We start from the raw sequence: 14,619 nt of genomic DNA, 5'->3' as shown, positions 1-14,619 counted from the left end.
GAAGAATCTCCCATTCGGAATCGGTGAGGCTACAGGGATACTCGCGCATCGCGAGCTTCTCCAATACCTCACCCGGCTAGTACAGATCAAAATCCGGACGGAGATGATTTTTCAGACGGCTTCTAAGACGATCTTGCGACTCGCTTCTTTGATCAATTCTCCCAGCCTTTCAATTCTCGCGACTCCCGCCCCTCTTCGCTGCAGAAGCACACCGGCCACCCGTCCCTCAGGCAGCCGGTCCCATTCTTCAAATCAAGCCCCCGCCGGAGCCGGAGCATGGGTCGCAAACATCTCCCCTTCTTCCACCTCGATATCCTCCACCTTCTCGTGCTTCGCCGCGATGATCGAATAGAACGCCGGCACCACGAAAAGGGTGAACAAGGTTCCCACGATCATCCCCGCCACCAGCACGATCCCGATGCTGTTCCGCGACTCCGCACCGGCACCCGTCACGAAGATCAGCGGCGCATGACCGAACACCGTCGCCGCCGTCGTCATCAGCACCGGACGCAGGCGCGTCTGCGCCGCCTCCCGCAGCGCCGCCACCTTCTCCAGACCCTTCGTTTGCAGCTCGTTCGCGAACTCCACGATCAGGATCCCGTTCTTCGCGATCAAGCCCACCAGCGTGATCAGCCCCACCTGCGAGTAGATGTTGATCGTCGTGAAGCCCAGGAAGGTGAACACCAGCGCCCCGGAGATCGCCAGCGGCACCGAGCCTAGCAGGATGATCAGTGGATCCCGGAAGCTGTGGAACTGCGCCGCCAGCACCAGATAGATCAGCACCACCGCGAAGCCCAGCGTCACCACCAGCGCCGATCCCTCCTTGCGGATCTGCCGTGACTCGCCCGCGTAGTCGATCGTCGTGTCCGGCCCGATCGACTTCTTCGCCGCATCTTCCAGCACCGTCAGGCCTGCCTCCTTCGTCACCCCCGGCGTCACCCCGCCGAAGATCCTCACCGCGTTGCGTTGCTGGAACCGGTTCAGCGTCCGCGGCGAAGTCGTCGCCTCCACGCTGGTGAAGGTCGAGACCGGCACCAGATCGCCCGCCGGAGTCTTGATCTTCAGGTCGAGCAAGGGCCCCACCGCCGCACGATCGCTATCACCCAGCTGCGGGATCACCTTGTAGCTCCGGTCGAAGTAGTTGAAGCGGTTCACATAGGCCCCGCCTAACAGCGTGCCCAGCTCCTGGCCCACGCCGGCCAGATCCAGCCCGAGGTCCGCGATCCGGTCGCGGTCGATCTGCACCCGCGCTTCCGGCCGGTCGATCTTCAGGTCTGTATCCACATACAGGAATTTCCCGCTCTGGAAACCCGCCCCGATGATCTCGTAGGCCGTCTGGATCATCGGCTCCACCGGACCGTCCGTCTGCAGCACCAGCTCCACATCATGCTGGCCGGAGGTCGGCAGCGGCGGATCGAGCCTCGGGAAAACCCGGATGCCCGGCACCTGCGAGACCGCACCGAAGACCTCGATGTACATCTCCTCCGTCGTCCGCTCGCGCTCCTTCCAACCCTTCGTCGCCATCCCGCCGAAGCCACCCCAGCCCGCCGTCAGCGACCACATGTAATCCGTCTCCGGGAAGGCCGTTACCGCCTTTACCAGCTCCAGCGAATCGCGGTTCGCGGACTCGATCGTCGAGTCCGGCGGCGTGTCCATGAAGAGGCTGATGTGGCTCTGGTCTTCCACCGGTGCCAGCTCGCTCTCCGAGAACATGTAGAAAGGCACCGCCGCCAGCATGATCAACACCGCCACCGCCATGATCGCCCAGCGGATCTGTAGCGCTCCGTCCAGCAGCACCGCATAGCCCGCCTTCACCTTGTCGAAGGCGCGGTTCACCAGACGCGTCAGGCGTCCTTCGTGACCCTTCGAGTGGATGAAGCGCGAGCTCATCACCGGTGAAAGTGTTAGAGCCACGAATCCGGACACGATCACCGCCGCCGCCAGCGTGATGGCGAACTCCAGGAACAGCGAACCCGTCAGGCCGCCTTGGAAACCGATCGGCGCATAGACCGCCGCCAGCGTGATGGTCATCGCCACCACCGGCCCCTTCAGTTCCCGCGCCCCGATCAGCGCCGCTTGGATCCGCGATTTACCCTCGCGCACGTGTCGCTCCACGTTCTCCACCACGACGATCGCATCGTCCACCACCAGACCCACGGAAAGCACGATGGCCAGGATCGTCAGCAGGTTCAGGCTGAAGCCGCAGGCCAGCATGATCGCCGCCGTGCCGATCAGCGAGATCGGCATGGCGATCAGCGGCACCATCGCGGTGCGGATCGAGCCCATGAAAATGAAGACCGCCAGGCCCACGATCAGGATCGTCTCCATCAGCGTCTTGCTGATCTCCTTCAGCGCCTCGCGCATGAACATCGTGCCGTCGAAGGCCAGCTTCATCTCAATGTCATCCGGCAGCGTCGGCTTGATGCGCTCCATCTCCTTCTCCAGAGCCTTCGCCACATCGATTTCGTTCGATCCGATCAGCGGCCAGATGCCTAGATACACGCCCTCCTTCTCGCTGTGCTTCGCGATGTAGTCGGGCTCTTCCGCGCCCAACTCCACCTTCGCCACATCGGTCAGGCGCACGATCGAGCCGTTCCGCTCCACCACGATCAGCTTCTCGAATTCATCCGTCGAACGCAGGTCCGTGTTCGCCAGCAGGTTGATCTCCACCAGGTTCCCCTTCGTGCGTCCCACCGCGGCCAGATAGTTGTTCCGTCGCAGCGCCGAGTGCACATCACCCGGCGTCAGGTTCAACGCAGCCAGGCGGTCCGGATCGATCCACACCCGCATCGCGATCTGCCGCCCGCCTTCGATCGTCACCCGCTGCACCCCCGGCAGCGTCGCGAACTGCGGCTGCAGCGATCGCGCCAGCCAATCCGTCACCGCGGACACGCTCCGTTCGGAGGAGGTGAAGCTCAGGTAGAAGGTCGCATAAGGCCGGTCCGCGCGCTGGATCTCCACCATCGGCGGCTCCGCCTCCGCGGGCAGTTCCGCTCGCACCTGTTGCAGGCGTGCATTGATCTCCGCCAGCGCTGCCGTCGTGTCGTGGTTCAGCTTCAGCCGCACCGTCACCGTGCTCACTCCGGCCCGGCTCGTGGATTCCACGTGATCGACCCCGCCGATCTGCGAGACCACCCGCTCGATCGGCGTCGTCAGGAAGCCCCGCACCGTCTCGGCGCTCGCTCCATAATAGAGCGTCGTCACCAGCACGGAGGAGCTCTCCAGCTTCGGGTACTGCTGCACCGGCAGTGAGCCGATCGCCCGCCAGCCCACGAGGACGATCACGAGGTTCACCACGATGGCCAGCACCGGGTGTTTGATAAAGGTATCGGTAAAGGAGCGCATGACAGTAAGGCAGGGACCTTTCTCCGAAAGGTCCGGCGGTGCCGGGTTGAAGTCCTAAGTCTCTTCTTAGCTCTTGGCTCTTGGCTCTCTAGTGCGCCTGCTTCTCCTGCGGCGCCTTGCCCACATCCGCGACGAGCACGCCCTCGCGCAGCTTGAAGGATCCGGATGCAGCCACCTGATCGCCCACGGCCAGGCCTTTCTCGATCAGGACCTCGTCGCCCTGCACCGTTCCACCCTGCACCAGGCGCAGCGAAGCCCGCGGCTTGCCTTCCTTGTCCGCCATCACCACGAAGACATGATCGCCTTCCGGACCGCGGCGCAGCGCGCTCACGGGGATCGCAATCATCTTGCGCGCGGCCCCGACCGGCACCCTCACCTGCACCGAGGCACCCGGCGCTTGCAGCTTGCTGGCATCCGCCACCTTCGCCCGCACCCAGGCACTCCGCGTCGCCCGGTCGATCCGCGCATCCAGCGCCACGATCGAGGCGCTCACCGGCGCATCCTTGTTCGGCCCCACGACCTCCACCACGTCGCCTTCCTTCAGGCCCACCGCCACCGCTTGCGTGATCGCGAAATCCACGAAGACCGCCTCATCCACACCCTGCAGGGTGGTGAGCTCCGTGCCTTCCACCAAGTATTGTCCCGGGTGCACGTCGGAGAGGCCGATCTTCGCCCGGAAGGGCGCGCGGATCATCTTGCGGGCGATCATCGCCTTGGTCCGCTCGGTCTGCGCCAGCGCCACGTCGCGCTCCGCCCGTGCCTGATCCAGATCCTTCTTCGAGCTCGCGCTGCTGCTCGTCAGCGTTTCCACCCGCTTCAAGGTCGCTTCGGTCAGGGCCGCCTGTGCTTCCAAAGCTTTCAGCTCCGCTTCCTCCACGGAAACATCCAGGGCCACCAGCACCTCGCCTGCCTCCACGATCTTGCCCGGCGTGAGATCCACCTTCTCCACCGTGCCCGCCAGCTCGTTCTTCAGGGTCACGGAACGCAGCGCCAGCACCGAGCCCACCGCCGTGGTCACCCGCCGGTGCTCCGTTTCACGCGCTGACTGCACGATCACCGCTTCCATCGGCTCGGGCATCATCGCCGCCTCCGCCATCGATTTTTGGATATCGGCTTTCTTCTTCATCGCCAATCCGGCGCCAACTGCCGCCACCGCGGCAATCAGCCCGAGGGATGCAACCCACTGTGATGCTTTCATGATTCCTGAGGAGTAGTCGTCTGAGATCCGTCTTCATCGGCGGCGGCGTCGATCGCCCGATAAATCGCCCGTTCCAGCACCGTGCGCATCTGGTCCAGGTCTTCCTGCACCACAGGCCGCAGCCGAAGCACCCAGTAGAACCAAAGCCCGTCCATCGCCGTGCTGATCGTTTCGGCCACGCCCTCGGCGAGACCGTCCGCCTTCAAATAGCTGTAAAGTTCTTCGTACGTTTCCCGCATCGGCTGGATCAGCGCGGGATTCTGCGCCAGCGCCGCGAAGACCGAGGAGTAGCTGCGCCGCAGTTCTTCCGTCCACGCCTGCGCGTCCGTGAAGCAGCCCCGCAGGAGCCCCCGCACCATCCGCCCCGGGCCCTCCGGCACGCTCTCGTAGGAGGACATGAAGTGCTGCCGCCAGCCCTCCGCCGCCCGCAGCACCATGCTCTCGATCAGCTGGTCCTTGCTCGCGAAGTAGTGCAGCAGCCCGCCCTTGCTCACCCCCGCCTCCGCCGCCACCGCGTCGAAGGTCAGCCGCGCCACACCATCCCGCACCGCCACCGATTCGGCAGCGTCCAGCAACAGGTCCTTCGCACTCGGGTTTGCTCTCGTCATGTCGCCCGGCCACCCTACCGACCAGACGGTCGGACGTCAAACCGTCCAGACGGTCGGGACTCACTTTCTCTGTCATCACCCCCATTTACCCCTACGACGAATAACTCCGCCCAATCGTGACACCCGGTTTCCATTTTTAGCTACAAACCGGGGAATACCTTGATTCCAAAGGGTAAAGCCGTCACTTGGATCGCCTCCGATTCATGCCGCCGAATTCAAGACGTCCGGTTTCCCTCCTCCACGAGCGCTGGCTCGAAACCTTGGACCGGCATCGCGATCGCATCGCCATCATCGATGGACAAGACCGCTGGACCTTCGCCGATCTGGCCGACCGCCTCGACGCCTCTCCCCCTGCTCTCTTCCCGGTTATCGCCCGCGGCGGCGTGCCGGAAGTCGCCGTCGCCGTCCTCCGGGCTTGGCGGGACAACCAGCCCGTCTTGCCCGTCGAGAAGGACGCGCCCGATCCCGATCTCCCCCTGCTCATCCCGGACGGCACCGCCCACCTGAAGCTCACTCCCGGCATCGCGGGCAAACCCCGCGCCGTCTTCTTCACCGCCGCACAGATCGCCGCGGATGCCGATCGCCTCTGCATGGCGATGGACCTCGATCCCGCCGTCCCCAATCTGGCGGCCATCTCGGTCACCCATTCCTACGGCTTCTCGAATATCATCCTCCCCCTTCTCTTGCGCGGGGTTCCCGTGCATGCGGTGGAAGTCCCCTTCCCTCGGGTGGTCGCGGATGCCTTCGCCATCCACGACCGCCTCACCGTCTCCGCCGTCCCGTCCATTTGGAAGGCTTGGCATCGCTCGGGAATCCTCGCTCACGCCCGCATCTCGCTGGCCATCTCCGCCGGCGCCCCGCTCTCGCTGGAGCTGGAACACGCCGTTCACGAAAGCTTCGCCCTCAAGCTCCACAATTTCTACGGTGCCAGCGAATGCGGCGGCATTTCCTTCGATAGCTCCAACTCTCCGCGCAGCAGCGCCGCCGATCTCGGAACGCCTCTTGATGGCGTGAGCGTCAGCATCCACGAATCCGGGCGCTTCCTCGTCACCAGCGGCTCCGTGGCCTCCGGCTATGCCCAGTCCCGGGAGGGCGAACTCCTCGGCGGCGGCCGCTTCCTGACTCAGGACTTCGGCAGCCTTCAAGATGACCGCTTGATGCTCGCCAGCAGCGGCGCGGAATCGATCAACGTCGCCGGCCGCAAGATCGGCCCGGCCAAGATCGAAGCCGCCCTGATGGCGACCGGCCTAGTCGCCCGGGCCCGGGTTTTCGGCGTGCCGAGCCACGATCCCGAGCGGGTCGAGGAAATCACCGCCATGGTCGAACTCATAAGCGGCTCGCTGGACGGTGTCCGCCACGCCGCCATCGACGCCTTGGCAGGCTGGGAGTGCCCGCGTCATTGGATCACGGATGCCACCGAAGAGGCATGGCGGCTCGGGCGGGCGGAATTGAAGAAGCGCTACGCTTCCTGACCGCTCAGCATGACCTTCGCACTGGCAAGAAGACGCTCGCCGCTTCTAACCTCCCCGGAGACCTGAATCATTCCGCCGAGGCGACCCTCCACCTCGGCGCGGATGCTGAGGACTTCACCCGGCGTCGCCGCACCAAGGATCTTCGCGCCGCGCACTCCGGTGAGAAGCAGGTTTGCCAGCGGCGGAATCGCAGGATCGCTCTGCGCCACCACCCCGCCGAGTTGCGCGATGGCCTCGATCAGGATCACCCCCGGCATCAAGGGATTTCCGGGGAAATGCCCCGCCAGGAACGCCTCGTCACCCCGCACCCGGTAACTCGCCACGGCCGATGTTCCCGGATCCAGCGAGACCAAGGCATCCACGAAACGGAATTCCGGGCCATGGGGCAGCGCGGCGAGAGGGTCGTTCATGGCGGCATCCATCCCTCCCGACCCCGCACTGGCAAGCGGCATGCGCGTTTTTGCAGCGGAATTTTGATTCGACCCGATCCCCCGGGCTCGGTTAGACTAGACGCGCGTTCCCTCCCATGCCACCCGCCGACACCCATAGCATTGCCGCGCCCGCCCAGGCTGCGACAACCCAGCCGAAGCGCTGGGGTCGCTGGCTTTGGGATCTAACCGCGACCTTGGGGGCATTTGCTTACTGGGGCGTGTTCGGCCTCCTCTTTACGGCGGTTTCCATCCCGTTGATCCTCGTTCTCCCCTGCTCCACGGCCAAGAAGCTGGGTCGTGGCCTGCTCCACCGGGCCTTCCGGGTCTTCGTCCGCTACCTCAAGTTCACCGACCTGGTCCACGCCGACCTCGCTTCGCTCAACGCCCTGAAAAACGAGTCGGGCCCGGTGATCATCGCGCCCAATCACACCTCCCTCTGGGACGCCGTCTTCGTGATTTCCAAGTTGCCGCAGCCGATCTGCATCATGAAGGAGTCGATCCTGAAGAACCCCTTCCTCGGCGGCGGGGCCCGGCTCGCAGGCTACATTCCGAACGGTTCGTCTCCCCGGATGGTGAAGGACGCTGCGGAGGCGCTCCAGAACGGCGGCCAGCTCCTCCTTTTCCCGGAAGGAACCCGCACCCGCCGCGATGCCCGCTGGATCAATCCGCTCGGCGGTGGCTGCGCCCTGATCGCGAAGAGAGCGGGAGTGCCGGTCCGACCCGTCTTCATCCGTAGCAATACCCGCTTCCTCGAAAAGGGCTGGCCGCTCTGGAAAAAACCCGAGCTCCCGATCCGCCTCAGCTTCGAACTCGGCGACCCCGTGCGGGTGGAGGAAGGCGAATCCGCCCACGATTTCACCAAGCGGCTCCAGGACATCTTTGAAAACAACCTGTCCCGCGCCCACAAGCTCCGGAGGCAGGTCGCGGAGGAGAATTTTTGACATCCGGCGCTGCTCGCAGCACGGCGGCGCGTGGATTTTGAAGGGGTGACGGAAATCCTGTCCGGATTCCGCTTGTGAGTCCGCCCGCCCCTCCCCTACCGTCCGCGCGCCGCGCGGGTAGCGCTCCTGCGCGGCCGTCCCGCGCCCATGAAAGCCATTCTAGCTCTTGAAGACGGCCGCCTTTTCGAAGGCCGTGCCTTCGGTGCCACCGGAACCACCACCGGTGAGATCTGCTTCAACACCTCGATGACCGGATATCAGGAGGTCATCACCGATCCTTCCTATCGCGGTCAGATCGTCGCGATGACCTACCCGCAAATCGGGAACTACGGCATCAACCCGGAAGACGCCGAGTCGGCAGCCCCGCACGTCCGCGGCTTCGTCATCGGTGAACTTTCCCCGGTCGCCTCGAACTGGCGCTCCCGCCAGTCCCTGCCGGATTACTTCAGCCAGCATGGCGTGGTCGGCATCGAGCATGTCGATACTCGCGCGCTGACCAAGCACCTGCGCTCCCGCGGTGCCATGCGCGCCTGCCTCACCACGGAGCTGGACTCCGAAGCCGCGATCAAAACGGCCCAAGCCTCCCCCTCGATGGAAGGCATGGACTACGTTCAGGAAGTTTCCACCGAAAGCGGTTACATCTGGCAGGATGACTCCCGCCGTTTCGCGCTACCGAACGCCTCTACCGGCCAGCTCGAGACCTACCTCGAATTGCCGCCGGTCAAGCACCGCATCGTCGCCTTCGATTTCGGCATCAAGTGGAACATCCTCCGCCGCCTCCGCCAGGCCGGCTTCGAGGTGGACGTGGTGAACTCCCGCGCCTCCGCCGAGTCCGTGCTCGCGAAGAATCCGGACGGCATCTTCCTCTCGAACGGTCCGGGCGACCCGGCAGCCCTCGGCTACATCCACGAGGAAGTGAAGAAGCTTATCGGCAAGAAGCCGGTCTTCGGCATCTGCCTCGGCAACCAGATCCTCGGCCACGTCTTCGGCGGCAAGACCTACAAGCTGAAGTTCGGCCACCGCGGCGGCAACCAGCCCGTGAAGGATCTCCGCAGCGGCCGGATCTCGATCACCTCGCAGAACCACGGCTTCGCCGTCGATCCGGACTCTCTGCCCTCGAACGTCGAGGTCACGCACCTGAACCTCAACGACGACACGGTCGAAGGCATCCGCCACAAGGACATGCCGGTCTTCTCCGTGCAGTATCACCCGGAGGCCGCTCCCGGCCCTCACGACGCCACCTACTTCTTCGAGGAGTTCGCGGCGCTGATCGATTCGACGAAGTAAGACCCGGCTTTTCCGGCTGCGAACACCGCGATCGCTCCCGGCAAGACCCATGCCCATTTCTTCCATTCGCGGTTAAAGAAACATGAACACCATCGTCACCGGTCTCCAGTGGGGAGACGAAGGAAAAGGCAAGATTGTCGATTACCTCACCGAGAGCGCCGATGTGGTCGTGCGCGGCCAAGGCGGTAACAATGCCGGTCACACGGTCATCGCGAAAGGTGTCCGCTACATCCTGAACCTGCTTCCTTCCGGCATTCTTTGGGATGGCAAGGTCAACGTGATCGGCAATGGCGTGGTCGTGGACCCCGTGGGCCTGGTCGCGGAGATCGAGCGCCAGGAAGCGCAGGGCGTGGCCATCACCGCGGATAAATTGCTCATCTCGGACCGCGCACACGTGGTGTTGCCGCTGCACAAGGAACTGGATGCCGCCCGCGAACTCGCCCTCGGCGACCGCAAGATCGGCACAACCAAGCGCGGCATCGGCCCCACCTACGCGGACAAGATCAACCGCTGCGGCCTGCGCATCGCCGACCTGCTCGACGAGCCCTTCTTCCGCGAGATGGTGGCCCACCGCACCGAAGACGCGAACGAAGTGCTCGCGAAGTACGGCCTACCGACCTTCGACGCCGTCCAGCAAGCCGATGAAGTGCTTGCCGCCTTCGAGCGCCTGCGCCCGCACGTGACAAACACCATCCCCGTGCTCCACAAGGCATGGAAGGAAGGCAAGACGATCCTCTTCGAGGGAGCCCAAGGCTCGCTACTGGATGTCGACTTCGGCACCTATCCCTTCGTCACCTCCTCGAATACCACCTCCGGCGGATCCTGCACCGGTAGCGGCCTGCCGCCGAATGCGATCCAGCAGGTGATCGGTGTCTGCAAGGCCTACACCACTCGTGTCGGCTCCGGCCCTTTCCCCACCGTGGACGAGGGTCTTTCCGAGTATCTGCATGGGCTGGGTCGCGAGTTCGGCGTGGTCTCCGGCCGCCCGCGCGGCTGCGGCTGGCTGGATGCCGTGCTGCTCCGCCACGGCTGCATGGTGAACGGCGCCACCGGACTGGCCGTCACGAACCTCGACGGCCTCGACAACTACGAGAGCCTCCGTATCTGCACCGGCTACGATATCGACGGGACCATCCACGAGCTGCCGCCTGCCGACCGCCACGCTTGGGACCGCGCCAAGCCGGTCTACGAGGAGCTTCCCGGCTGGCAACAGGACACCACGGCATCCACTTCCTTCGATCAACTCCCGGCAAACGCGAAGGCCTACCTCAAGCGCCTGAGCGAACTTTGCGACACACCGGTGAAATTCGTCGGTGTCGGTCCGGATCGCGCTCAGACATTAGTCGTCTGATTTTCACTGCCGCTTCATCCCATGCTCGCTCATCCGCATTCCAATGCGGTCCTCCCGATGAACGAAGACCGCTCCATCCCCCGCCACATCGCCATCATCATGGATGGCAACGGGCGTTGGGCGAAGGAGCGCGGTCTGCCGCGTCGTGAGGGACACCGCGCCGGGGCGGAGTCCGTGCGGGAATGCGTGGAAGCCTGCAAGCAACTCGGCGTGGAGTATCTGACGCTCTACGCCTTTTCCTCCGAGAATTGGAACCGCCCCGCCGCGGAGGTCACCGCGCTGATGGCCCTGCTGGAGAAGTTCCTGGAGGAGAAATCCAGCGAGTTGATGAAGCAGAACGTGCGGCTCAAGGCGATCGGCCACCTCGACCGCCTGCCGGACCGCACCCGGCGCAAGCTCGACAAGGCGATCGAGAGAACCTCGGGCAATACCTCGCTCACCCTCGTGCTCGCCCTGTCCTACGGTGCACGCGAGGAGATCGTGGAGGCCGCCCGCTCGCTCGCCGCGGATGCCGTCGCCGGCAAGATCGACCCGGCGAAGATCGACAACGCCAGCTTCGCCGCCCGGCTCTACACCGCGGAAATCCCCGATCCCGACCTGCTGGTCCGCACTTCTGGCGAGCTGCGGGTCTCGAACTTCCTACTCTGGCAGATCAGCTACGCGGAAATCGTGATCTTCAAAAAGTTCTGGCCGGATTTCCGCCAAGAGGATCTCCGGGAAGCAGCTCAGGAATACGCCCGCCGCCACCGCCGATTCGGGGGATTGTAGCGAGCGAACCCGGGTCCCGACGCATCCTAGACCTTCGCGCATTATTCCGCTTTCCTGATGCCCCGCTTGTCCGGACCACCCCCTTACCTTGACATTTGAAAGGATCTAGGTGCAGGCTGTAAGCGTGAGAACGCTGCGCCCTTCCTCCCTATCCCGCACCCTCGCCTTGGCCGCCCCGGCGGTCAGCCTCGTCGTCACGCGAGCGGATGCCGCCTTCGACACTTTCATCAAGTTTTCCGACATCAAAGGCGAGTCGGTGGACAAGGTCCATCGCGAGTGGTGCAACGCTTTAAGCTTCAGCTTCGGCACGGAGACACCGGTGCTCATCGGTGGCAGCGGCAGCGGAGCAGGAAAGGCCACCGCTAAGCCTTTCATCATCACCAAGCGGGTCGACAAGGCTTCGCCACAACTTTTTCTCCAGAGCGTCCAAGGGCAGCCCCTCCCGACCGTGACGATGGAACTCGCTACGACTGCTTCAGCCACCGCGCCCGTCGTCTTCTACAAGATCGTGCTCACCAATGCCTTCGTGACCAAGATCGATAGCTCCGGAGCTGCGGGTGATGACGGAGTTTCCGAGACGATCGAGCTCAGCTACGAGAAGATCAGCATCATCTACTCGGCACTCGATGCGAAGGGGGTCCCGATTCCACAACCCGAGGTGACTTGGAACTTCGCGGAGAACACGAAGTGAAACTTCGCCCTTCCATCGGAAGCACCGCTGCGGCGTTTGCCGTCATGCTTCTCGCGGTAAACGGCGCCCAAGCCGCGATCCGAGCATGGCTCGATTTCGACGGAACCATCCCCGGTGAAAGCCGGGATGCGATGCACCGCAATTGGATCGATATCACCGGCTTCGAGTTCAGCGGGGAGGAGCGTGCGGCACCGCAGGGATTTGGCTTGCTCAAGCTCGTTGACAAGGCTTCGCCGAAGCTCTTCCAAGCCACTACCACCGGCGCCGAGATCCCGAAAGCAACGCTCGATCTGGTTCGCTCTACCGCGGAGGGAAACGAGACCTTCTGCCGCATCCGCTTGGAAGGCATTTTCCTGACGTCGCAGACAATCTCCGGCAACGGGGAAGCACCTACCGAAACCGTCGGTCTGGCTTTCAAGAAGATCACCTACAGCTATTTCGAGCCGGTCCGTGGAACCCAGTTCTACTCGACCTTCAATTTCGAAAACAACACCGGCAGCTCCGGCACCGGCAATCCCCCGGACAGCGAACCGCCCAATCCCGATAGCGACAGCGACGGGATCCCCGACGCATGGGAGGCCACCTACGGCCTTTCCATCGGCACCAATGATGCGAATGCGGATCCGGACGGCGATGGATTGACCAACCGGGAAGAGTATCTTCTGGGGACTCATCCGAAATCCGGTGCCTCCTTCTTCAAGGCGAACGTGGTGCTCGGCAATGGCAATGCCCAAGTCAGTTGGAACGCGAAGGCGGGCGCGACCTATGTGGTCGAGTGGTCGCCGAATCTCACCAGCTCCTTCTCCACCGTGGCCACGGTAACCGCTTCCTCCGGCTCCGGAACCGCCACGGTGCCGGCGGGCGGGACGATCGGCTTCTACCGCGTGCGCCTGCAGCCGTGAGCCTCGCGCCCGAGAATTACTTCCCCGGGCTCGATCAATGGGACGCGGAGCCTTTCCGCAAGCGGCTCCGGCGCGGCGGCTTCGTCCGCGAAGCTCTGGAAGTCCTCGGCCTGCCGGAGCACTGGCTACGTTCGAAGATTTCACGGGCTGCCCTGCTCGGCCGCTGCGATCCAGACTCCCCGATCGCAACGCTGATCCGCCTCTTCACCCTGGGCGATCGGCTCGAGGGCGACGCGGTGCTAGCCGTGCTGGGAGACAGCGTCCTGCCGCTTTTGGAGATGGGATTCATGGAAGCAAGCGAAGGCAGCTTCCAATCTCTCTATCAGATCTGCCCCGTGGGAGATTCATGGATCGCCTGCGATTTCCTCTCCCGGCAAGCCACGGGCGAGGCCGATCAGACGATGGGAATCGGTCCCTCTTCCCTGCTTCTGGCCTCGCTCACCCCGCCCATGGAGAAAGGCCGCCGGGTGCTGGAACTAGCCTGCGGCATCGGCTGGCTGGCCCAACAACTCGCGGCAGCGGGCCACGATGTGGTGGCTAGCGACCTGAACCCCCGGGCCCTCGCACTCGGCCGCTTCACCCGGGTCCTCACCGGAGCGCCTGCCGTGGATTACCGGCAGGGCGACGCCTTTTCGGCGGTGGCAGGCGAGCGCTTCGACCTGATCGTGGCAAATCCTCCCTACGTCCAATCGCCGGGCAGCGACCTAATTTACCGGGAGGCTCCCACCGATGACCCGATCTGCGCCCGTTTGCTACGGGAGATTCCCTCACACCTCGCCCCCGGCGGCATCGCCATCTTGCTCCTGAACTGGGGCCACGCGACAGAGGATGACTGGAGTGAAGCGCCACTTTCCTGGATCGCTCCGGAAGGCCTGCGTCGCTGGCTTTTCCTAACCGACTGTAGCTCGCCCTCCGACTATGCTTGGAAGTGGATCGAAGGGGATGTCCGCTTCGGTGCCACGGACTCCGCACTGCCGGAGATGCAGCGCTGGCTGGATCACTACGCGCGGCGCGGCATCACCTGCCTGAGCGGCGGCTTCATCGTGGTGGAGAAGTGCGCCCCGGGCGAGGAATGGACCCGCTGCGATAGTCGCGATGCCGGGAAACTATCCCCCAGCGCCGGGGCGGAGGTGCTGCGCGTGCTACGCGCCGAGACCGCGCTGCGGAGCGGACTCCCGCTCCTCGATACGGTCTATACCGTATCCCCCGGCCTGCGGGCCGAGGCCGCCATGACCTTGGATGGAGGCGGCTGGCAGCGCCAGACGATCCGCCTCATCAGCCCCGGCCGCCTCTCCTATGATGGCCAGATCGACGAGAACATCCTGCGCCTCTTGGAACTCGCCCGGAGCGGCCAGCCCCCCGTAGCCATGCTCGCCGAGATCCGTGCCAACCCGGCCTTCGCCGGAATCGAGGACTTGGAATCCCGGATCGCCGCTTTGGTCGAAGAACTCGTACGGCACGGCATCCTTCTTCCGCCATCTTAAGACTCCTGCTGGTCCGGGAATTGCTACGATAGACCGGACATTCCGGGTGCCGCCGACATTCTCGCAAAATCGGCCGCCATTCTGAGCCACTCTGATTCCACCACCGCGGATTCATGAGTGATTCTCATGTACACCGTAATT

Annotated in this window: 12 protein-coding genes; 8 read left to right on the top strand and 4 right to left on the bottom strand. The window is 64.1% G+C overall.

The features are described from left to right. Positions 1-252 precede the first annotated feature (252 nt). From OJ996_RS13975 to OJ996_RS13965, 3 genes are all read right to left on the bottom strand, one after another. Positions 253-3,345, bottom strand: coding sequence for an efflux RND transporter permease subunit (locus OJ996_RS13975; protein ID WP_264514228.1), 3,093 nt, complete (start codon positions 3,343-3,345; stop codon positions 253-255). Positions 3,346-3,433: 88 nt separating this feature from the next. Next, positions 3,434-4,543: an efflux RND transporter periplasmic adaptor subunit gene (locus tag OJ996_RS13970; RefSeq protein WP_264514227.1), complete on the bottom strand. Its 1,110-nt coding sequence runs from the start codon at positions 4,541-4,543 to the stop codon at positions 3,434-3,436. Continuing rightward, on the bottom strand, positions 4,540-5,151 hold the full coding sequence (locus tag OJ996_RS13965) for a TetR/AcrR family transcriptional regulator (protein ID WP_264514226.1): 612 nt from the start codon (positions 5,149-5,151) through the stop codon (positions 4,540-4,542). Before OJ996_RS13965 ends, OJ996_RS13970 begins: the two co-directional genes overlap by 4 nt. A 203-nt stretch (positions 5,152-5,354) precedes the next feature. Here OJ996_RS13965 and OJ996_RS13960 point away from each other — a divergent pair, with 203 nt between their 5' ends. Next, the gene (locus OJ996_RS13960) at positions 5,355-6,623 is read left to right on the top strand and encodes an AMP-binding protein (protein ID WP_264514225.1); all 1,269 of its coding nucleotides are present in this window, start codon (positions 5,355-5,357) and stop codon (positions 6,621-6,623) included. Here the strand turns inward: OJ996_RS13960 and OJ996_RS13955 are convergent. Further along, a complete protein-coding gene (locus tag OJ996_RS13955) occupies positions 6,611-7,033 on the bottom strand; it encodes a 3-hydroxyacyl-ACP dehydratase FabZ family protein (protein ID WP_264514224.1) in 423 nt (140 codons plus the stop codon). The two genes, OJ996_RS13960 and OJ996_RS13955, sit on opposite strands and share 13 nt — an antisense overlap. A 116-nt stretch (positions 7,034-7,149) precedes the next feature. On the opposite strand from OJ996_RS13955, the gene OJ996_RS13950 reads away from it, so the two are divergent. The 7 genes from OJ996_RS13950 (at position 7,150) to OJ996_RS13920 (ending at position 14,478) form a co-directional block, all read left to right on the top strand. Continuing rightward, on the top strand, positions 7,150-7,995 hold the full coding sequence (locus OJ996_RS13950; RefSeq protein WP_264514223.1) for a lysophospholipid acyltransferase family protein: 846 nt from the start codon (positions 7,150-7,152) through the stop codon (positions 7,993-7,995). 147 nt (positions 7,996-8,142) lie between these two features. Further along, the gene (carA, locus tag OJ996_RS13945) at positions 8,143-9,282 is read left to right on the top strand and encodes a glutamine-hydrolyzing carbamoyl-phosphate synthase small subunit (protein ID WP_264514222.1); all 1,140 of its coding nucleotides are present in this window, start codon (positions 8,143-8,145) and stop codon (positions 9,280-9,282) included. An 82-nt stretch (positions 9,283-9,364) separates the two neighbouring features. Then, the gene (locus OJ996_RS13940; RefSeq protein ID WP_264514221.1) at positions 9,365-10,633 is read left to right on the top strand and encodes an adenylosuccinate synthase; all 1,269 of its coding nucleotides are present in this window, start codon (positions 9,365-9,367) and stop codon (positions 10,631-10,633) included. A gap of 57 nt (positions 10,634-10,690) precedes the next feature. Further along, the gene (uppS, locus tag OJ996_RS13935; RefSeq protein ID WP_264514220.1) at positions 10,691-11,401 is read left to right on the top strand and encodes an undecaprenyl pyrophosphate synthase; all 711 of its coding nucleotides are present in this window, start codon (positions 10,691-10,693) and stop codon (positions 11,399-11,401) included. A gap of 124 nt (positions 11,402-11,525) precedes the next feature. Further along, entirely contained in the window at positions 11,526-12,092 is a 567-nt protein-coding gene (locus OJ996_RS13930) for an Hcp family type VI secretion system effector (RefSeq protein ID WP_264514219.1), read from the top strand. After that, positions 12,089-12,994, top strand: a complete 906-nt coding sequence (locus tag OJ996_RS13925) for an Hcp family type VI secretion system effector (RefSeq protein WP_264514218.1) — start codon at positions 12,089-12,091, stop codon at positions 12,992-12,994. The genes OJ996_RS13930 and OJ996_RS13925 overlap by 4 nt, the downstream gene beginning before the upstream one ends. Next, positions 12,991-14,478, top strand: a complete 1,488-nt coding sequence (locus OJ996_RS13920; protein WP_264514217.1) for a methyltransferase — start codon at positions 12,991-12,993, stop codon at positions 14,476-14,478. Before OJ996_RS13925 ends, OJ996_RS13920 begins: the two co-directional genes overlap by 4 nt. Positions 14,479-14,619 lie beyond the last annotated feature (141 nt).

This window comes from Luteolibacter rhizosphaerae, assembly GCF_025950095.1.
GTDB classification, from domain to species: Bacteria; Verrucomicrobiota; Verrucomicrobiia; order Verrucomicrobiales; family Akkermansiaceae; genus Haloferula; species Haloferula rhizosphaerae.
Note: the sequence above shows the minus strand (reverse complement) of the source record. Positions and strands in the feature narration are given on the sequence as shown.

Excerpts from the sequence above, each read along its gene's own strand:
- OJ996_RS13970 (WP_264514227.1), bottom strand. The coding sequence starts at position 4,543 with ATGAAAGCATCACAGTGGGTTGCATCCCTCGGGCTGATTGCCGCGGTG.
- uppS (WP_264514220.1), top strand. The coding sequence starts at position 10,691 with ATGAACGAAGACCGCTCCATCCCCCGCCACATCGCCATCATCATGGAT.
- OJ996_RS13955 (WP_264514224.1), bottom strand. The coding sequence starts at position 7,033 with ATGAACGACCCTCTCGCCGCGCTGCCCCATGGCCCGGAATTCCGTTTC.
- OJ996_RS13965 (WP_264514226.1), bottom strand. The coding sequence starts at position 5,151 with ATGACGAGAGCAAACCCGAGTGCGAAGGACCTGTTGCTGGACGCTGCC.
- OJ996_RS13960 (WP_264514225.1), top strand. The coding sequence starts at position 5,355 with ATGCCGCCGAATTCAAGACGTCCGGTTTCCCTCCTCCACGAGCGCTGG.
- OJ996_RS13975 (WP_264514228.1), bottom strand. The coding sequence starts at position 3,345 with ATGCGCTCCTTTACCGATACCTTTATCAAACACCCGGTGCTGGCCATC.
- OJ996_RS13940 (WP_264514221.1), top strand. The coding sequence starts at position 9,365 with ATGAACACCATCGTCACCGGTCTCCAGTGGGGAGACGAAGGAAAAGGC.
- OJ996_RS13950 (WP_264514223.1), top strand. The coding sequence starts at position 7,150 with ATGCCACCCGCCGACACCCATAGCATTGCCGCGCCCGCCCAGGCTGCG.
- carA (WP_264514222.1), top strand. The coding sequence starts at position 8,143 with ATGAAAGCCATTCTAGCTCTTGAAGACGGCCGCCTTTTCGAAGGCCGT.